The organism is Bacteroidia bacterium (assembly GCA_039924845.1).
In the GTDB taxonomy this organism is placed as follows: Bacteria; Bacteroidota; Bacteroidia; order DATLTG01; family DATLTG01; genus DATLTG01.
Map to the genome: position 1 here is coordinate 25,158 of JBDTAC010000074.1, position 19,586 is coordinate 44,743.

Sequence of the window (19,586 nt, forward strand, 5' to 3'; positions counted from 1 at the left end):
GAGTATCAAAAAAGTATCGCAAAAATTTGTGCAATAAAAAGGGGTTCAAAAAAATATCTTTTTGAACCCCTTTTTCGAATCAAAATTTCGTCTCAGAAAATTATTTTTTCAGCTTATTTACTGATAACAATTTTAGAATTATACACTTTATTAGCAGTTATTACGCGTACAAAATATGTTCCGTTAGAAATATTTTTCAGGTTAATATCCTTAACAATTGCGCCGTTGCCAGATGAAATAGTAGTTTGATAAACAACTTCTCCAAGTAAATTACTTATTTGAACTTCCGCATTACCAGTATGTTCTATGCCATTGAGTGAGAGTCGAAACAATCCATCGCTTGGATCTGGATATAATTTAAAAATTGTATTTTCTCCAGCAACAGTAGGAATACCAGAAGTAACATTGATGACTTCACTAAAAGTGGTCAGGTCATACTTTGGAGCACTGGATTGTTCATTTTTATGATTTATTCGCGGATAGCTGGTAAACCATAATGATAGCGTTACGGTGTGTAATCCAGGATATAAGTAACCGTGTGTGTATGTTGTCAAATTTACACCTGTATCACTTGCAGTAGAATCACCTGGATTCCATGCATAAGTTGTTAAATTATTGGTGCCAGTTGATGTACTTACAAAAGTATAGATGTAAGAAGTGTCATTCCACTGTGTATTCCCGACAACAAAACTGGCATGCAAAGAATCTACATTCGAAACATTTACCATTTCCATAATAGAATCCACACAAAAAGCAGTTCCTGTGTCTCTCACAATTAACCAAGCAGGAAAAGTGCCATTGGCGCCGTATGTATGAGCAAAATGGGGTCCAGCAAGAGAATCAACGGTTGAACTTGGACTTGTTCTCCAATAATATTGTGTTCCAGAATTTGTACCAGTAGATGTATTGATGAATTGAACTTGTCCTGTTGTGGTATCATTAACCGTAGTAAAGCCGGCGCTTAACGTACAAGGAAAGGCAGATACGTTGCTAATTGTAATGGTATGACTAATTGTATCCGAACAACTCATAGAATCGTTTGCTTCCACCATTAATACAACTTTGTAATTACCATTGGCGATAAATGCATGATTGTAATTAATATTTGATGTGGAGTCCGAATTTCCATCGCCAAAATTCCAATGAGCATTTGGAGTTCCTGATATACTGGTAGATGTATTTGTAAATGTAACATTGCCGTTAAGACCAATGCTGTATGTGAAATTAGCATGTAAATGACACACGTTGCTATCGGCTGTAGATACATACAAGTAGTTCGTAATAGAATCTAAACAAAATGAAGTACCTGTATCTCGCAAAGAAAGTGTAGCATTATATCCACCTGCATAAATGTAAGTATGCGTAAATATATTAGTTCCTAAAACGGTCGGACTTCCATCTCCAGGATTCCAATAATATTGCGTTCCTGAATTTGTTCCTGTAGATGAACTGGTAAAGTTAGCCATTCCACTTGCGTTTACGGTATCTGTAAAACTGGCGCTTAACATACAAGGAGCGGTAACATTGCTGATTGTAATTGCAATTCTCGCGGTATCGCTGCAAGTGCTGCTATCAGCGCTAAGAATAAGCGAAACGGTATAAGTGCCGTTAGCTGTATAACTGTGCGCATAGGTTGTGTCGCCATATACAATCGGATTTCCATCTCCCGGATTCCATTGATAGCTTGGGGAAGCAGGAAGATTAGTACTCGTACTTTTAAATGTTACGTATCCGTTAGGTCCCAACGTGTAGGTAAAATTTGCTGTTCCAGTACAAGCTCGCGTTGAACTTACGTTGAGAATAATGGCAGCAAACAATAAAATGGATAACCATTTTTTGCTTTTCTCTTTTTGAGTATATTTTTCCATCTGATTTTATTTACAGTTTTTCTATGTGGTATCCAAAGGTAATATAAAAGCAATACGTTCAAAAATTATTTTTTCAAACGCATTTTATTGGAAGCTCCAATCATAGATATCTACATTTTTGTCCTTGTAGTCAGTATTCGCTTTACGCGGATAAATAAAGAAGGCTTCTGTATCGTATTGATATTCAGCTGTGCATGAGACAAGTTCATCTGAACGTATGACATGTTCAGCTGTGCGTGAGGCATGTTCACCTGAACGTATGACATGTTCAGCTGTGCGTGAGGCATGTTCATCTAAATGTATGACATGTTCAGCTGTGCATGAGGCAAGTTCACCTGAACGTATGACATGTTTAGCTGTGCGTGAGGCATGTTCACCTAAATGTATGACATGTTCAGCTGTGCGTGAGGCATGTTCAGCTCCTTTTTCATTGCTGAAAAATTATTTTTTGAAACTGGTTTTTTAAATCGAAAAAGAATTTCTCTGAGGAACATTTGGAACACTACCGAAACGGTATATGAAACCACCAGTCATAAAAAAAGCTAATGCTTAAACATAAAAATAGAAGTGCTATCGCAAAACCTATCACCCAATGACAAAGGATGCCGAATATACCTGATGGATTTTTTCTTCCCATAGGAGATTGAATAATATAATAGGCGGTACCAATAGCTCCTATAAGGCAGCCAGCACCCCAAGTAAAACCCGATAGGGGTATTTCTATTTCTAATAAAATCATAATTGTCGTCATTTAGAAGTAAGTGGTTTTATTTAAATATCCGCTTTGTGTTTCCCTCGTAGGCACGAAGCTGAAGCATTGGTTTTGTGCTTCGTTACAGATTAAACTTGTAAGCTTTGTATCCAAAAAAGGCTTTTTCTTTATCAACCAAAGATGCGATTTTTTTATCTTCATAAAATTATTTTTTCGAAGACCTTATTCTTAATCCATTGATTTTAGCCTTTTTCCTATCTTTGCACGCAAATGTTTAAAAAATACGATGTTATAGTTGTTGGTGCCGGTCATGCTGGTTGCGAAGCTGCCGCTGCTGCTGCCAATATGGGATCTTCTGTTTTGCTTATCACGATGAATATGCAAACAATAGCCCAAATGAGTTGTAATCCTGCAATGGGCGGTATTGCAAAAGGACAAATTGTACGAGAAATTGATGCTTTGGGTGGATATTCCGGAATTGTAACTGATAAAACGGCTATTCAATTTCGAATGTTGAATCGCTCGAAAGGTCCTGCCATGTGGAGTCCTCGCGCACAAAGTGACCGTTTACGCTTCGCGGAAGAATGGCGTTTAATGCTCGAAAGCACTCCTAATGTTGATTTCTGGCAAGATATGGTGAAGGGATTGCTTGTCAAAAACAACAAAATAGAAGGTGTTGTAACAGGCATGGGTGTTGAAATCTTCGCGAAAAGCGTAGTACTTACCAATGGTACTTTTTTAAATGGAATTATTCATATCGGAGAAAAACAATTTGGAGGAGGAAGAACGGGAGAAAAAGCCGCGACAGGAATTACGGAGCAATTAGTATCGTTGGGTTTTGAAAGCGGTAGAATGAAAACTGGTACACCTCCCAGAATTGATGGAAGATCTCTTGATTATTCGAAAATGGAAGAACAAGCCGGAGATGAAAATCCTGCTAAATTCTCTTATACAGATACAAAAGCACTTACTAAACAAAAAAGTTGCTACATTACTTATACCAACGAGGAAGTACATGAGATTTTAAGAACAGGATTTGAGAAATCTCCTATGTTTCAAGGGCGCATAAAAGGTTTAGGTCCGCGTTATTGTCCAAGTATCGAAGATAAAATAACTCGTTTCGCAGAACGTACACGCCATCAAATATTTGTAGAGCCCGAAGGTTGGAATACGATTGAAATTTATGTGAACGGATTTTCTACTTCCTTGCCAGAGGATGTTCAATATAAGGCACTTAAAAAGATTCAGGGTTTTGAAAACGTTAAAATGTTCCGACCGGGATATGCCATCGAATACGATTATTTTCCACCTCAACAACTTTCGCTTACACTGGAAACAAAATTAATTGAAAATTTATTTTTCGCAGGACAAATTAACGGAACAACTGGTTACGAAGAAGCTGCTTGTCAAGGTTTAATGGCAGGCATTAACGCACATTTAAAAGTCGCTGAAAAAGATTCTTTTATTTTACAACGTTCCGAAGCATATATCGGTGTATTGATTGATGATTTAGTAACGAAAGGAACGGACGAACCTTATCGGATGTTTACTTCACGTGCAGAATACAGAATTTTATTGCGCCAAGATAATGCTGATATTCGACTAACTCCTAAATCACACGAATTAGGTTTAGCAGATGATAAACGTTTGGAAAAAGTAAAAATTAAGCTAAAACAAACGCAAGAAATCATACATTATTTTAAACAAGAAAGTATCGATCCGTCTGAAATAAATCCTGTTTTAGAAACGATTGGCTCTTCTCCAATTACTCAAAAAGTAAAAATGTTTGGTGTTTTAACGCGACCAAATATTCAACTTTCTGACTTCGCGATTCATTCTGAAAAGGTTAAAGATTTTATTTCTAAATACGATTTGGACAGTTTGGAACAAGCCGAAATTTTAATGAAATACGAAGGATATATTTCGAGAGAAAATGAAATGGCGGAGAAACTAACTCGCTTGGAAAATTTAATTTTACACGATGACTTTGATTACAAACAACTCACTTCTTTATCATTAGAAGCTCGAGAAAAGCTTTCAAAAATTAAACCAAAAACAATCGGACAAGCATCTCGAATTAGCGGAATAAACCCTTCGGATATTTCTGTTTTAATGGTTTATTTAGGAAGATAAAAACATTGTTCCACGTGAAACACTCATCCAATTCTTATTGATTTTATGGAAACTTTAACTCATTGTCCGGCTTGCGAATCAGATTCATTTACGCCATTTTTATCTTGCAAAGACAATACTGTTTCACGTGAAACATTCCAAATTGTCGCTTGCGCCAAATGCGGCTTTAAGTTCACAAACCCCCGTCCAGAAGAAGCAAATTTGGGCGATTATTATAAATCTGAAGACTATATTTCGCATTCCAATTCCTCCAAAGGATTCATTAATTCCATCTATCAATTTGTCCGAAAATACACCTTAATTAAAAAACTACAGTTGGTAGAAAGATTAAATCGCGGGAACAAAAAGAACATTTTGGACATCGGTTGTGGAACTGGAGAATTTTTAAATATCTGCAAAAAAGCGAAATGGAATACCTTCGGAATTGAACCCGGAAGTGATGCTCGGAAATACGCTTCCGAAAATTATTTTTTGAACGTAAAAGAAGAAGCAGAACTAAAAGATTTCTCCAATAATCAATTCGAAATAATTACCATGTGGCATGTTTTGGAACACGTTTCAAAACTAAACGAACGTATTTTAGAACTCAAAAGATTACTCAAAAAAGACGGAACTTTACTAATTGCCGTTCCGAATTGTTCTTCCTTAGACGCAAAAATTTACAAGCAATTTTGGGCAGCTTACGATTTGCCGAGACACCTTTATCATTTCACGCCAAAAGACATTGAATTTATTTTTGCCAAGCACGAAATGAAAGTAACGCAAGTTTTGCCAATGCGCTTGGATTCATTTTACGTTTCTATGTTAAGTGAAAAATACAAGCGTGGAAATTCCAATTTTATATTGGGATGTTGGAATGGATTTCGTTCCAATATAAACGCCATTAAATCTGGAAAAGAATTTTCGAGCCAAATTTATATCATCAAAAATAAATAGATCAATTTTCTCTTTTGAAAAATTATTTTTTCGAAGCAATTCATTTCTCCTCTAAAAATCTCCGAAAAACGAAGAAAAATCAAAAATAAAGCCTTCTAATATCAAAAACATTTATTTTGGAGCATTGCTTCGCAATTTTAACGAACCTCTCGGAAATCGCATAGAAACACAGGTTGTTCCACGCGTCAATAAAATCAATACTTTTACACTAAAAAAATAATTTTTCGGGATATAAAAACACTTTCGAACTTGATTTTCGTCTTCGATTGATTTTTGTTTTTACTTTTAGCCATTCAATTTCTCTTTCTAAAAAATAATTTTTCAAATGGATATATCCTACATCATCAATCAATTGGGCGAAGAGCGCGACAATTATTTCAATGCGGTAACGCCTCCTATTATGCAAAGCACTAATTTTTGCGCGAAAAGCGTTCAAGATTTGCGAAAAGTTTTATTAAATGAATACGAAACGCCTTTCTACACACGCGGCTATAACCCGACTGTAGGAATTTTGCGAAAGAAAATTGCGGCATTGGAAGGTGCAGAAGATGCACTCGTTTTTGGAAGCGGAACTGCTGCAATGGCGGCTGCAATTATGTCCGTGGCGAAAGCCGGAGATCATGTAGTTTGCGTAAAAAAACCGTATAGTTGGACGAATGCTTTATTGAATAATTACCTTGTAAAATATGGCGTTTCCACCACAATGGTAGATGGAACCGAAACCAAAAATTTTGAAAATGCCATTCGTGAAAATACCAAATTAATTTATTTGGAAAGCCCGAATTCATTGACTTTTGAGCTCCAAGACATTGAAGCAATATCAAAAATCGCGAAGCAAAAGAACATTACTACGATTCTGGACAACAGTTATTCATCGCCGTTACAGCAAAGTCCTATAAAAATGGGCATTGATTTAGTCATCCATTCTGCCAGTAAATATTTAAACGGACACAGCGATGTGGTTGCTGGCGTGGTTTGCGGCTCGTCCGAAAGAATAAAAAAAATGTTTGGAGAAGAGTTTATGAATATCGGAGGAATTATTTCTCCGCACGATGCATGGTTGATGATTCGCGGATTAAGGACGCTGGAAATCCGCGTCAACAGGACTTCTGAAAGTACAGCGCAAGTAGTAGAATTTTTAGAAAATCATCCGAAAATTGAAAAAATATTTTATCCTTTTTCGAAAAATAATCCGCAATTAGCACTCGCTAAAAAACAGATGAAAAAGGCGACTGGCTTATTTTCTGTTCAAATTAAAACAAAAAATAGTTCTGACATTGATACTTTCTGCGACAGCTTAAAACATTTTTTAATGGCAACTTCTTGGGGCGGTTACGAATCGTTGGTTTTTCCTATTTGTGCGATGCCTAAAGCAAAAGCTGGCGAATTACCTTTTAATTTAGTACGCATTTATATCGGTTTGGAAGATCCTAATTTATTGATTTCCGATTTAAAACAAGCACTGGAAAAAGTAAAAGGCTAAACAATTTTTATATCTTTGATTTGAAAAAGTAATTTTTCAGACATGAAAAAATATTTTTTTGCAATCTGTTTTGTCTCTTTGTTTTGCTTTAACAGCGAAGCTCAAAACGCTGTTTCAAAAAATAATTTTTCGGATAGCTTAAAAATAAAAACCGCCGTTGTACATTCTGTAAATTTGGATCTTTCAGACATTTTATATTCTGTTCCGGGGACTTTAGATTTTTTTGAAAATCCAGACGAAACAATTATTGATGCTGACGATTACAAACATCTTCCAAAATAATTTTTCGATTTTTTTCGCGTTCAAAAAATTAATTTTTTGAACATTATTTTTCCAAACATTCGTATAAATTAATCTTTTTACAAATACAATGAACGAATCTTCCAGATTTCCAACTTACCTAAGAATAGTAATATCTATCATCGGTATCTATTTTTTATTCGCTATTTTAATAGCCGGACAAAGCATTATTGTGCCAATAATTTATGCAAGTCTGTTTGCGATTCTGTTAAATCCCATTGTCAGGCTGTTTACACGTATTGGATTAAATAGGGTGCTTTCAATTATAATCACTTTAATATTGGCGCTTTTCTCAATTGCGATGCTTTTTATTTTCCTGTCTTCTCAGGCAAGCCATTTCAGCGAATCACTGCCTCTTGTTATTGATAAATTTTATAAATTATTAGATCAATCTGTAAACGATTTTTCAGGATATTTTAATATCAGCGCGGGGTCTATTATGGATTGGTTAGCAAAAACAAGAGGGGAAGAACTGAGCAAATTCAGCTCCGGCATAAGTTCAGCCATTTCGAGTATGGAAAGTACTCTGTTTGTATTGCTGATTATTCCTATTTATATTTTCATGATATTATTTTACAAACCATTGTTGATGGAATTTTTGCAGAAATTAGCCGGAAAGCTTCACAAGCAACAGGTGGACGAGTTTCTTTCGAGCACAAAATCGCTGATTCAAAGTTATTTAATCGGATTGCTTATTGAAGCTGCTATTGTAGCTACCATGTATTCGGCTGGACTTTTAATTATAGGAATAGAATATGCAATACTATTGGGGATTATCGGAGCGCTACTGAATATTATTCCATATATCGGTGGAGTTCTGGCTGTTACTTTATATATGCTCATTGATTTCACAACCAAAGATTCAGCATCTGGTGTGCTTTGGATTGCAATGCTTTTTGTGTTCGTTCATGTAATTGATAACAGCTATATTATTCCTAAGGTAGTTGCCGCCAAGGTAAAAATTAATGCGCTTGTAGCAATAACCGCAGTACTTACTGGAGGAGCAATTTGGGGAGTACCCGGTATGTTTCTTGCAATCCCGCTTACTGGAGTTATTAAGCTTGTTTTTGACCGTATTGAAATAGTAAAACCTTTTGGATTTTTATTGGGAGATACCATGCCTGATATTATACGTTTTAAAATTAAAAAGAGGAAGAAAAAAATTAATAAGTAAACTGACTATAAATATTTTTCATCAATTATTTGACGGGCACAAAAAATAAACAACATTAGTAATTTGAATTTAGCACTTCAAAATCTATGAACAAACCCTTGCATCAATTTTTTACAGAAGACCATCACCGCATTGATCAATTATTGCATAAGGCAACTGAGCAAGCGGACGAAATCGAAATGAATTATTATCATCAATTCAGAACCCGATTATTGCGTCACATTAAAATGGAAGAAAAAACTCTTTTTCCTGCAGCAAAAAAAGCAAATCTTGAATTGATGCAGCAACTTATTCCAAGGTATCGCCTCGATCATGGAGCAATAACTGCCTTAATGGTGCCTCCGCCTACTTCGTCTCTGATAAAAGTGATAAGGCATCTTTTAGAAAAACACGATTTGGCTGAAGAGGAGCCCGGAGGATTGTACGATGTGTGTGAAGCGTTGACGCACGGAGAAACAAAGGAGCTTTTAATCCAACTGGCAAATACCGAAGAAGTGCCTGTTCATCCGTCTAATCCAGCGCCCATTGCAATAGAATCGGCACGGCGAGCATTGGCGAGAGCCGGTTATGATTTTGATGAAATTAGCAGAAACTCTAATTAATTATCCAAGATAAAATCCTAAAAATGAAAAAGGGAACTATTTTTTGTTCTCTAAAAAATCATGCTTTTGTTTTGATGACTCTCACTTTCCATTCTTCAGGACCTTTTTCTAAATATTCCCACTTAAAAGGTTCTTTGCTTTCTGCTTCCATTTGATAATAAAGCGGTTTGGGATCATGATCGTTGATAAATTCAAAGGCTTCACCAGACGTTATATCAGCAAAGGCTTTATAAAACATTTCATGCCGTTCTGTTGGCGGAAAAGATCGTAAATCAAATTCGTTCACCACCGAAAAACCATCATCTTCTAAATCGCTTTTCACTTTTTTAGTGATGTGAACAACGAATTCATTGGGTTCTTGCTTTTTATAAATCCAAGAATGTTGTCCATCAAACTTTCTTACAAAAATACCGTGAATTTCTATTGGATCTTCCGCAGCAATAATTTCCATGGTATTGCCTTGTTCCATCATCCCGTAACGGTGAAATACGATTTGTTTCCACTCTTTTTCATCTGCTTTCCGAAGATCGAGCAAGGTAGAAATATCCGTAAATTCTCTGCCCTGAGAATCCTCAGTTCGTGTAACTTTTACCTTCCATTCTCTACCCGCACGATTGAGATATTCCCAACCAACCACATCTCCATAAATGGAACGAAACTCGTAATAGAGCGGGATAGGATCATGATCATTTATAAAGATAAAACTTCCATCAACGGGTAATTCCTTGAAGAGTTGTATTAATTTTTTATGTCTTTCTATAGGGATAAACACGCGCATATCCAGCTCTTCTGTGTGTATTTTATTTTTCATGATATTTTTATTTTAAGATATAAAGGTCTTTTTATCTTATTTTAGGACAATATTACGGATTTAAATGGAAATTTTATTATTAATGGAAAATTGCATTTCCCGATCCTGCGCTTATTGCAACAAAGCTCCTCTTGAAAAAATAATTTTTGAAGACCTAAATTTCAAAAATAACTCACGAAATTTTCATTCGTTCTCGCCAAATTTGATTGAAGGATTTTGCGGCAACTTGTGGTAAATCGCGCCTTTCGCCCCAGGATTTTTTGAAGAATTGTTTCAACATAAAATTCTTCACTTTCGCGCCGCCTTTTTCCATTTTCGCACGTTTTAACATCGCGCCTTTCCAAAAAAACCACATCCAATTCTCTGCTTTCGTAGTGTTACCAGTCTTTATAGAATCTCTGCGATTGTACAAAAGCATTTTATGAATGTCAATATTTACCGGACAACTTTGCGTGCATTTTCCGCAAAGCGAAGAAGCAAAACTCAAGTGTTTATATCCGTCCATTCCTTTTAAATGCGGCGTAATAACGGAGCCAATCGGTCCGCCGTACGTTGTATCGTAAGCGTGTCCTCCAATATTTTGAAAAACAGGACATACATTTTGGCAAGCGCCGCAACGAATGCAGGAAAGTGCCGCACGCCTGTCTTGCTCCGCCAATAAATTCGATCTGCCATTGTCCAATAAAATCACATACATTTCTTCTGGACCATCTGTTTCGCCCGTTTGGCGCGGTCCGCTGACAATCGAATTATACGCCGTCAAATTTTGTCCTGTTCCGTAAGTTGCCAATAAAGACCAAAATAAATCCAAATCGTTCATCGACGGAATCATTTTTTCGATGCCTGCAATCACAATGTGAATTTTTGGACAAGAAACGGAAAGCCCAATGTTCCCTTCATTTTCCGTGAGTGCTACAGAGCCAGTATCTGCAATTAAAAAATTAGCACCGCTGATTCCGACTTGCGCAGAAAAATAGTTGGAGCGCAAGGAATTTCGAATAAAAAAAACCATGTCTTCCGCGGAACTTTCCGGATGAACACCTTTTTTTTCGTTCAATAATTTATTGATTTGGGCTTTACTTTTATGAATGGATGGATTAACTAAATGATACGACGTTTCTTCGGCAACTTGCTGAATGTATTGTCCCACATCGGTTTCCAGCGCTTCAATTTGATTTTCATGCAAAAATTTATTCAATTCAATTTCTTCCGTAAGCATTGATTTTGCTTTTACTACGGTTTTTGCGTCGTGCTTTTTTAGAATTTGTAAAATTTCCTGAAGTGCTTCTTTGTCATCTTGCGCCCAAATTATTTTCCCGCCTTTTTTGGTAAAATTGGTTTCAAAATCTACCAAATATTTATCCAATTCTTCGATGGTTTTGTTTTTCAGATTAGCGGCTCTTTTCTTTGCTAAATCTAAATTTTCGTATTGTAAAACGGCTTCAGAAAAATAATTTTCGTACTGCGAAAAACTTTTTTTGAGAATGGATTTCTGTTCCACATCAAAAACTTGTTTTTCGGCATTCTCTAAAAATTTCTCTACACGTTCCATCTAAAAAAAATTATTTAAGATCTATCTTTTCTACTCTTCCACAATGTCTTCCGCCTTCAAATGCTGTTTTAAAAAAAACATCTACACATTTAAAAGCCTCATCATCACTAATAAATCTGGCGGGTAAAACAATTATATTCGCGTCGTTGTGTTGTCGCGCGAGTTGAGCAATTTCTTCTTTCCAACACAAAGCGGCTCTAATTCCGGCGTGTTTATTCGCTGTCATATTAATTCCATTTCCGCTTCCGCAGATTAAAATGCCTCCGGAAATTTTTTTTTCGGCAACTTCTTTTGCAACTAAATGTCCGTAATCCGAGTAATCGGCGCGTTCTTCAGAATGTGTTCCGAAATCTTTTATTTCAAAATTTTGTTTTGAAAGATGTAACTTTATTTTTTCTTTTAATGCAAAACCAGCATGGTCGGAACCGATTGCCAAAAATTTTTTTTCCATGGTACAATAATACCGAGAAATCCTAAACCGTTCTTTATCAACACAAAAATATATAAACAAGTTTTGTGTTGATAATTTTAAAAAATCGTTATTAAATTTTTTTTTTTTCTGAACAATTATTGAATTCTTATTTCTCTTATCAAATTAAAACTAATTGGAAAATATTTAAACTTTATTTTACATCATTTTAATAACAAGTTTTTAGTAATTTTATACTGTCAAAAGTGGTTTCTTTTACCAACAAATAAGTTATTACTTGATTGTTTATAAAAGTGAATTATTTTAAAAATCAGTACTTTATCTATTTCTAAAAAGTAAAATATTGTTCTTAACTTTTAATAAATCATAAATACTATCAAAACAAAATTATTTTATAAACCATTTCAACACGCTATTATTACTACTATAATTATTAAAAAATAAAATATAAATATATTATGTTGTTAAAACCTAAAAAGTTTTTTTCAGAAAGCGATATTGATTTATCCTTAGATTTGTTCGAGGAAATAAACAAACTGAAAAAAGAAAAAAATGCCGTTATACTTGCCCATTACTACCAAGAAGCCGATATACAGGACATTGCTGATTTTATTGGAGATAGTTTGGCTTTGGCGCAACAAGCTGTAAAAACGCAAGCCGACATAATTGTTTTTGCAGGAGTTCATTTTATGGCGGAAACGGCAAAAATAATTAATCCGAAAAAGAAAGTTTTATTGCCGGATTTGAAAGCAGGATGTTCGCTCGCAGATTCTTGTCCACCCGAAAAATTTTATAAATTTAAAGAAGAACACCCTGATCATTTAGTGATTTCTTACATCAATTGTACTGCCGAAATAAAGGCAATGACGGATATTATTTGTACATCCAGCAACGCTGAAAAAATTGTAAATTCATTACCAAAAAATCAAAAAATTATTTTTGCGCCTGATAAAAATCTCGGAAAGTATATCATTAAAAAAACGGGTAGAGATATGGTTTTGTGGAATGGATCGTGCATGGTTCACGAAATATTTTCTGCAAAAAAACTAATTCAGTTAAAAGAAAATTTTCCGGAAGCAAAAATTATTGCGCATCCAGAATGTGAAGAAATAGTGCTTCAATATGCTGATTTTATTGGTTCTACATCCGCTTTATTAAATTATACGAAAAACGAAAAATCAAATACATTTATCGTAGTAACGGAATCGGGAATTATTCATCAGATGGCAAAAAATTCTCCAGAAAAAATATTTATTCCAGCGCCACCAGATAATAATTGCGCATGTAATGATTGTCCGCACATGAAATTAAATACACTCGAAAAATTATATTTATGCATGTTAAATGAAAGTCCAGAAATAAAATTGAGCGAAGAAATTTTAGCGAAATCAAAAAAACCAATTGATAAAATGCTCGAATTATCTGCTAAATTTGCTTTATAATGTTTGAAAAATTATTTTTTATGAATGTCTTTTTAAGAAAGAAAATTTTATTTTTAGGACTATTTTGTTTGATTTTTTCGAGTGCATTTTCGCAAGATGAAAAACAAGTACAAAATGGATATCAAAAATATTATTACGCCAATGGAGCTATTTCCAGCGAAGGAACTATATTGGACGGAAAACCCGATGGATATTGGAAAACATTTTATCAAAACGGGCAAATAAAATCACAAGGAAATCGTAAAAATTTTCTGTTGGACAGCACATGGCAATTTTACAACGATAAAGGATTGTTGCAACTCGAATACAATTATTCGAAAGGAAAAAAGAACGGATTTAAAAATACGTACGTGACAGACAGCACAAAATCGGTTTTATCGGCACGAGAAAATTATGTGAATGACGTAAAACAAGGTGAAAGTTACACGTATTACAAAGACGGAAAGGTGCATGAAAAAATTAATTTTTTGGATGGTGCTGAAAGCGGAATGTCTTACGAATTTGCGGAAGATTCAACTATTATCTCTTTAGTAGAATACAAAGCAGGATTTATAAAAAGTAGAGAAAAAATAAATCGTAGAGATAAAAATAATTTGAAAGATGGAGTTTGGAAAACCTTTTATGCCAACGGAAATACGAAAACAGAGGGCACTTATTTAGAAGGTAAAAAAAATGGATTTTTTAAAGAATATTCGCAAGATGGAAGTTTGGAAAACACAACGGAATATATAGACGATGCGGAACAACACAATGTGCCGGAACTGACAAAATTAGACGAAAGAACGGTTTATTACAAAGATGGAAAAGTAGAAGAAACAGGAGGCTACAAAAGTAATTTGCCGGAAGGAATCCACACATTTTATGGAGAAGACGGAAAAATAATCGTATCCAAAATATACAAAGATGGTATTTTAATGGGAGAAGGAATTTGTAACGAAAACGGATTTAAACAAGGCGACTGGAAAGAATATTACGAAGATCAAAAAATAAAATCAACAGGAAAATATGTAAACGATATGCGCGAGGGAAGCTGGATTTTTTATTATGAAAATGGAAAAATTATGGAGCAAGGGAAATACGATAAAAAAGGAAAAGAAGAAGGCGATTGGAAATGGTTTTACAATACCGGAAATATATTGCGAGATGAAAACTATTTGAACGGCTTGGAAGACGGGCCAATGGTGGAATACGACGACAGCAACAAAGTAATTACCAAAGGCGAATTTATCGAAGGAAACAAAGAAGGTGCTTGGTTTTATCAGTTAGGCGATTATCGTGAAGAGGGAAATTATAAAGCCGGAAATAGAGACGGAATCTGGAAATATTATTACAACGAGAATGGAAAATTGCGTTTCGAAGGTAATTTTGTAGATGGAAATCCGGATGGAAAACACACATATTATTATCACAATGGAAAAGTAAAAGAAGAAGGAAAATACGTGATGGGAAATAAAGAAGGAGAATGGAAATATTATTCGGACGACGGACAAGTTTACTTGACCATCCTTTACAAAAATGGAGTGGAAATAAAATTTGATGGCGTAAAAGTAAAACCAACTCAACAAGATGCCGAAAACGAATAAGAAAAAAATTTCGCAACCTACACCAAAAAATAAAATTTTCGGTGGAGGATCCTTTGTGGAAGATAATTTGTTTGACAAATTGGCGGAAGCCTCTTTCGATGGCGTTGTTGTTCACAGAAAAGGAATTATTTTAGCAACGAATCCAATGCTGAAAAAATTATTTGGCTACAAAACAAGTCCGATTGGAAAATCAATAATAGCGTACGTTACTACTGAATCGAAAAAAATTGTTTTTGAAAAAGTAAAACAGGACAGCGAAGATAAATACGAAGCTGAAATGTTGAGGGAAAACGGCACAACATTTAATGCCGAATTGATAGGAAGGAAAATAATTTATGAAGGAAGACAGGCTCGAGTAACGGCAATTAGAGATATTACAAGTCAAAAAAAATACGAACAAGCACTTAAAAAAAGCGAAGAAGAATACCGACTTTTATTCAAAGTAAGTCCAGTGCCTATGTTTGTGTATTCCAGAAACACACACAAAATACTGCAAGTGAACGATGCGGCGATAAAAAAATACGGTTATTCGGAAAAAGAATTTTTATCAAAAACAATCAAAGACATTCGTCCGAAAGAGGAAGCAAAAAAATTAGTTGAGCACGAAAAAAAGAATCAAAAAGACACCTCAAATGTTAGGTATCACGGACTGTGGAAACACCTAAAAAAGGACGGAAAAATAATTGATGTTGAAATCAGTACTACTTCGATTTATATGAATGGAGAAGTTTGTGATTTAACGACTATAAATGATGTTACAGAAACAATCCGAACCAAAAATTTATTGATTGAATCTGAAAAAAATTTTTCGCAAGTACTCGAAAAAATAGATGAATTTGTTTATTATTTTGAGTACGATGAAAAAGGACTTCCACAACCAAAATATGTAGGGAGCCAATCTGAAAAATTAATGGGACTTACGGTAAAAGAGTATTTAAAATCGGGCTATAAATTATTAGAGGATTGCCATCCGGAAGATGTGGCGCGCATGTTGGCGGCATCAAAAAAAATAAAAAAAGAAAAGGAGCCGCAGGTAGAAAGGTATCGCTATAAATTAAAATCGTGGAAAGAATACAAATGGATTGAAGAGCGTATTTTCCCGCAAGTAGATGCGAAAGGAAAACACATCGGCAATTTTGGGATAATGCGAGATGTAACAGAGCAAGCAAAAGCATCTCAAGAAATAGTGCGCGAAAAAGACAAATTAAAACATTATTTGGATGTTGCTGGCATATTATTGGTGGCTTTAGATGCGAATCAGAACGTGTTGTTGGTCAATCAGAAAGGCTGCGAAGTACTTGGTTATAAAGAAGAAGAAATTATCGGAAAAAATTGGTACGAACATTTTGTTCCGAAAGTAGAATCAAAAAAGAGGAAAAATAATTTTTTGAAACGTTTTGCAACGGACTCAACTATTTTCCAAGTTGAAAACGAAATTCTCACAAAAAGCGGTAAGAAAAGAAGGATAGCCTGGAAAGATTCGATTCTTTTTGATGACGACAAAAAGCCAATTGCGATGATTTCTTCGGGCGAAGATATTACAGAGAAAAGATTAGCGGAAATCGCTTTGCGTGAAAGCGAATCTCGGTTCAAGCTGCTTTCAAAAGCCACCAATGAAGGGATCGCTATTATTGATAATGATGGTGTTATTATTGACTCAAACGACCAATACGCCCACATGTATGGGATGAAGGCGGCTTCGGAAATAATCGGCATAAGTTGCCTGTCTTTAATTGCTCCAGAAAGTAAAAATATTGTCAAAGAAAGAATTGCAAATAATATTTCTGGTCTATACAGGTGTTGGTGTTTAAAAGTAGATGGTACAAAATTTTTGATGGAAGTGCATTCGCGAAAAATCCCGTATAATGGATTGGAAGTGCGCATGTCGGCAGTAACAGACGTTACCGAAAGCCAGAAATACGAAAATGAGTTGAAGCAAAGTAGAGCAAATTATAAGAGCTTAGTAGACTATTCGCCCGATGGCGTTTTTATTCATGTGGATGGAAAAGTAAAATTTGCCAATCCAAGTGCACTTCGAATAATAGAAGCAGATAACTTTGAGCAGGTAAGTGAGCAGCTTGTTTTAAAATTTTTATTGCCAGAATATCATACCCTTGCCATTGATCGAATAAAACAAACGAAAAAAGGACAACTGATGCCTTTTTATGAAGTAAAAGCAACTACGTTAAAAGGGAATAAAATAGAATTAGAAATTAAGGCGATGCCCATTAAATACAATGGAGAAAATGCCATACAAGTGGTAGTACACGATACTACAATTGAAAAAAACTTTTTAAAAGAACAATTGCGGGCGCAGGTGGCAGAAGAGCAAAAAGAAAAATTAGAAAGGGAAATAGCTGTACGAAAAAAAATACAGCAAGAACTACAAAAAAGCGAAGAAAAATACCGCGCTATTTACGACCAAGCGCATATTGGAATTGCACGTACCGACTTGAAAGGAAAATTTTTGCAAGTGAATCATTATCTCTCGGGAATGCTTGGCTTTACTCAGGAAGAATTTGTTGGAAAAAGTGTTCTCGAATATACACATCCAGAAGATGTGCAAAAAACAAAAGAATCATTTACAGAAAAAATTTCCGGAAAAACGGATAAAACAAGACTCGAAAAAAGATACATTCATAAAAGCGGAAAAAATGTTTTTGTTGAAGTTACCGGATCTGCGATAAAAGATATCGATGGTTCACCGATGTATTTTTTGAGTGTGATTGAAGATGTAACGGAAAAGCGCGAAAATGAAAAAGAATTGATCACAAAATCTGCAAAAATAAATGCTATTTTTCAAAACTCTTCTCATTTAATTTATACTGTTAGCAGAGACGGGATTTTAACTTCGTACAACGATAATTATCGCCAAATTACCGAGTTTGCTTATGGCGGAAGCCCGAAAGTGGGTTCGCGCTTATTTATTTCATCCTCGAAGGAAAAAAGTATTTCGAAACAATTTTTAGATCAAGCGACGCTATCGCATCAAATCGCGTTGAGCGGTATTTCGCAACAATACGAACAGAAAGTTGTAGGACAAGACGGACAAGTTAAATGGTTTGAGATCTCGCTCGATCCGATTGTTTTACCAGACGGAAAAATTGAAGAGGTTTCGTATATCGCACACGACATAACGGAAAAAAAGGAAAACGAAATACAAATCGGACATTCTTTGCAAGAGAAAGAAGTGTTGTTAAAAGAAGTGCATCACCGTGTAAAAAACAATTTGCAAGTGATTTCCAGCATTCTCAATTTGCAATCTTCTTCTGCGAAAGATCCCGCTATTTTAGATCTTTTAAAAGAGAGCCAGAATCGAATAAAATCGATGGCGTATATTCATGAAAACCTATATCGTACCAACGATTTTGCAAATATTAAATTTTCGGAATATTTGATTACGTTGGCCGAAAATTTAGTGTATTCTTATGCCACGAATAGATGTCCGATAGAATTGAATCTCGAGATAGAAAATATTTTTATTAATTTAGACCTCGCAATACCTTGCGGATTGATTGTAAATGAATTGATGACTAACGCATTGAAATACGCATTTAAAGATCGGGCAAGCGGAAAAATAACCATTGAATTGAAGGAAAAAAACGAAAGAATAACGTTGTCAGTCATTGATAATGGGGTCGGTTTTCCGAAAGCAGTGGATTATAAAAACACCGAATCGTTGGGTTTGCAATTGGTGGTTACATTAACAGAACAGTTGAGCGGCACTATAACGCAGGAAGTCAATAATGGCACACGTTTCAGTATAGAGTTCAATCAAAAAACCAAAAAAAATGGGTAAAACAAACATTTTTATCGTTGAGGACGAAAGCATTGTTGCAAAAGACCTTCAACAAAGTTTAAAAAAATTGGGTTATAATGTAGTTGGAATTGCTGCTTCTGGAGAGGACGCCATTAAACAAGTGGAAGAAAAAATGCCCGATTTGGTTTTCATGGACATTATGTTGAAAGGTGAAATGAGCGGAATTGACGCGGCAAATCACATTCGTGCCACTTCCAATATTCCCGTGATCTTTTTAACGGCTTATGCCGACGAAAGCACGCTCAGTAAAGCAAAAATTTCTGAACCTTACGGATATATCATCAAGCCCTTCAAAGAAATTGATTTATATACCTCCATTGAGCTGGCTTTGTATCGTAACGAAAAAATAAAAGACGTTAAAAAAGAACGCGATTTTTTGTATTCCATCGTCGAAAATAAAGATACACAAGATGTTATTTTTGTGAAATCAAATTCGCGTTTAATAAAGCTTCGTACGGAAGAAGTTTATTATATTGAAGCCTTGAAAGATTACGTGGTTATCAACACTTCCAACAACCGTTACACTATTCATTCTACGATGAAAGATATCGAAAAAAAATTCTCTCCATCCGAATTTATTCGCGTACACCGCTCGTTTATTGTGCGAATCGATAAAATTGTTGCCATCGATCATTACAATGTGATTATGGAAGACAACAAAAAGGAAATTCCTGTCGGCGGCTCCTACAAAGAAGAATTAGCAAAACGATTGAATTTAATTTAGAGAAGTGGGCTTTTAG

14 protein-coding genes are annotated in these 19,586 nt (G+C 35.1%); 10 read left to right on the top strand and 4 right to left on the bottom strand.

Going from position 1 to position 19,586, the window contains the following annotated elements:
- Positions 1 to 113: 113 nt before the first annotated feature.
- Positions 114 to 1,868: a PKD domain-containing protein gene (locus ABIZ51_08260; protein MEO7088767.1), complete on the bottom strand. Its 1,755-nt coding sequence runs from the start codon at positions 1,866 to 1,868 to the stop codon at positions 114 to 116.
- Between the two features lie 982 nt (positions 1,869 to 2,850).
- Here ABIZ51_08260 and mnmG point away from each other — a divergent pair.
- The 6 genes from mnmG to ABIZ51_08290 all read left to right on the top strand — a co-directional run bounded on the left by mnmG (position 2,851) and on the right by ABIZ51_08290 (position 9,208).
- Complete coding sequence (mnmG, locus tag ABIZ51_08265; GenBank protein ID MEO7088768.1) at positions 2,851 to 4,713, top strand: tRNA uridine-5-carboxymethylaminomethyl(34) synthesis enzyme MnmG; 1,863 nt, start codon at positions 2,851 to 2,853, stop codon at positions 4,711 to 4,713.
- A 45-nt stretch (positions 4,714 to 4,758) separates the two neighbouring features.
- Complete coding sequence (locus ABIZ51_08270; GenBank protein MEO7088769.1) at positions 4,759 to 5,649, top strand: class I SAM-dependent methyltransferase; 891 nt, start codon at positions 4,759 to 4,761, stop codon at positions 5,647 to 5,649.
- A 325-nt stretch (positions 5,650 to 5,974) separates the two neighbouring features.
- A complete protein-coding gene (locus ABIZ51_08275; GenBank protein ID MEO7088770.1) occupies positions 5,975 to 7,132 on the top strand; it encodes an aminotransferase class I/II-fold pyridoxal phosphate-dependent enzyme in 1,158 nt (385 codons plus the stop codon).
- A gap of 42 nt (positions 7,133 to 7,174) precedes the next feature.
- On the top strand, positions 7,175 to 7,414 hold the full coding sequence (locus ABIZ51_08280; protein ID MEO7088771.1) for a hypothetical protein: 240 nt from the start codon (positions 7,175 to 7,177) through the stop codon (positions 7,412 to 7,414).
- Between the two features lie 88 nt (positions 7,415 to 7,502).
- Complete coding sequence (locus ABIZ51_08285) at positions 7,503 to 8,606, top strand: AI-2E family transporter (GenBank protein MEO7088772.1); 1,104 nt, start codon at positions 7,503 to 7,505, stop codon at positions 8,604 to 8,606.
- Between the two features lie 86 nt (positions 8,607 to 8,692).
- The gene (locus ABIZ51_08290) at positions 8,693 to 9,208 is read left to right on the top strand and encodes a hemerythrin domain-containing protein (protein ID MEO7088773.1); all 516 of its coding nucleotides are present in this window, start codon (positions 8,693 to 8,695) and stop codon (positions 9,206 to 9,208) included.
- Between the two features lie 58 nt (positions 9,209 to 9,266).
- On the opposite strand, the gene ABIZ51_08295 is transcribed toward ABIZ51_08290, so the two are convergent.
- From ABIZ51_08295 to rpiB, 3 genes are all read right to left on the bottom strand, one after another.
- On the bottom strand, positions 9,267 to 10,019 hold the full coding sequence (locus tag ABIZ51_08295) for a DUF2249 domain-containing protein (GenBank protein ID MEO7088774.1): 753 nt from the start codon (positions 10,017 to 10,019) through the stop codon (positions 9,267 to 9,269).
- Positions 10,020 to 10,191: 172 nt separating this feature from the next.
- Positions 10,192 to 11,571, bottom strand: coding sequence for a lactate utilization protein B (locus ABIZ51_08300; GenBank protein MEO7088775.1), 1,380 nt, complete (start codon positions 11,569 to 11,571; stop codon positions 10,192 to 10,194).
- 10 nt (positions 11,572 to 11,581) lie between these two features.
- The gene (gene rpiB, locus ABIZ51_08305) at positions 11,582 to 12,022 is read right to left on the bottom strand and encodes a ribose 5-phosphate isomerase B (protein MEO7088776.1); all 441 of its coding nucleotides are present in this window, start codon (positions 12,020 to 12,022) and stop codon (positions 11,582 to 11,584) included.
- A gap of 437 nt (positions 12,023 to 12,459) precedes the next feature.
- Between rpiB and nadA the strand changes: the two genes are divergently transcribed.
- The 4 genes from nadA (at position 12,460) to ABIZ51_08325 (ending at position 19,570) form a co-directional block, all read left to right on the top strand.
- Positions 12,460 to 13,443 (top strand): quinolinate synthase NadA, encoded by a 984-nt coding sequence (gene nadA, locus ABIZ51_08310; protein MEO7088777.1) that lies wholly within the window; start codon positions 12,460 to 12,462, stop codon positions 13,441 to 13,443.
- Positions 13,444 to 13,511: 68 nt separating this feature from the next.
- Positions 13,512 to 15,026: a hypothetical protein gene (locus ABIZ51_08315; protein ID MEO7088778.1), complete on the top strand. Its 1,515-nt coding sequence runs from the start codon at positions 13,512 to 13,514 to the stop codon at positions 15,024 to 15,026.
- Entirely contained in the window at positions 15,010 to 18,825 is a 3,816-nt protein-coding gene (locus ABIZ51_08320; protein MEO7088779.1) for a PAS domain S-box protein, read from the top strand. Before ABIZ51_08315 ends, ABIZ51_08320 begins: the two co-directional genes overlap by 17 nt.
- Positions 18,818 to 19,570: a response regulator gene (locus tag ABIZ51_08325; protein MEO7088780.1), complete on the top strand. Its 753-nt coding sequence runs from the start codon at positions 18,818 to 18,820 to the stop codon at positions 19,568 to 19,570. Before ABIZ51_08320 ends, ABIZ51_08325 begins: the two co-directional genes overlap by 8 nt.
- The last annotated feature ends 16 nt before the right edge of the window (positions 19,571 to 19,586 follow it).

Bases quoted from the DNA above. Each gene is read 5' to 3' on its own strand.
- ABIZ51_08285 (MEO7088772.1), top strand. From the start codon at position 7,503: ATGAACGAATCTTCCAGATTTCCAACTTACCTAAGAATAGTAATATCT.
- ABIZ51_08280 (MEO7088771.1), top strand. From the start codon at position 7,175: ATGAAAAAATATTTTTTTGCAATCTGTTTTGTCTCTTTGTTTTGCTTT.
- ABIZ51_08270 (MEO7088769.1), top strand. From the start codon at position 4,759: ATGGAAACTTTAACTCATTGTCCGGCTTGCGAATCAGATTCATTTACG.
- rpiB (MEO7088776.1), bottom strand. From the start codon at position 12,022: ATGGAAAAAAAATTTTTGGCAATCGGTTCCGACCATGCTGGTTTTGCA.
- ABIZ51_08300 (MEO7088775.1), bottom strand. From the start codon at position 11,571: ATGGAACGTGTAGAGAAATTTTTAGAGAATGCCGAAAAACAAGTTTTT.
- ABIZ51_08295 (MEO7088774.1), bottom strand. From the start codon at position 10,019: ATGAAAAATAAAATACACACAGAAGAGCTGGATATGCGCGTGTTTATC.
- ABIZ51_08290 (MEO7088773.1), top strand. From the start codon at position 8,693: ATGAACAAACCCTTGCATCAATTTTTTACAGAAGACCATCACCGCATT.
- ABIZ51_08275 (MEO7088770.1), top strand. From the start codon at position 5,975: ATGGATATATCCTACATCATCAATCAATTGGGCGAAGAGCGCGACAAT.
- ABIZ51_08325 (MEO7088780.1), top strand. From the start codon at position 18,818: ATGGGTAAAACAAACATTTTTATCGTTGAGGACGAAAGCATTGTTGCA.
- ABIZ51_08320 (MEO7088779.1), top strand. From the start codon at position 15,010: ATGCCGAAAACGAATAAGAAAAAAATTTCGCAACCTACACCAAAAAAT.
- ABIZ51_08260 (MEO7088767.1), bottom strand. From the start codon at position 1,868: ATGGAAAAATATACTCAAAAAGAGAAAAGCAAAAAATGGTTATCCATT.
- mnmG (MEO7088768.1), top strand. From the start codon at position 2,851: ATGTTTAAAAAATACGATGTTATAGTTGTTGGTGCCGGTCATGCTGGT.
- nadA (MEO7088777.1), top strand. From the start codon at position 12,460: ATGTTGTTAAAACCTAAAAAGTTTTTTTCAGAAAGCGATATTGATTTA.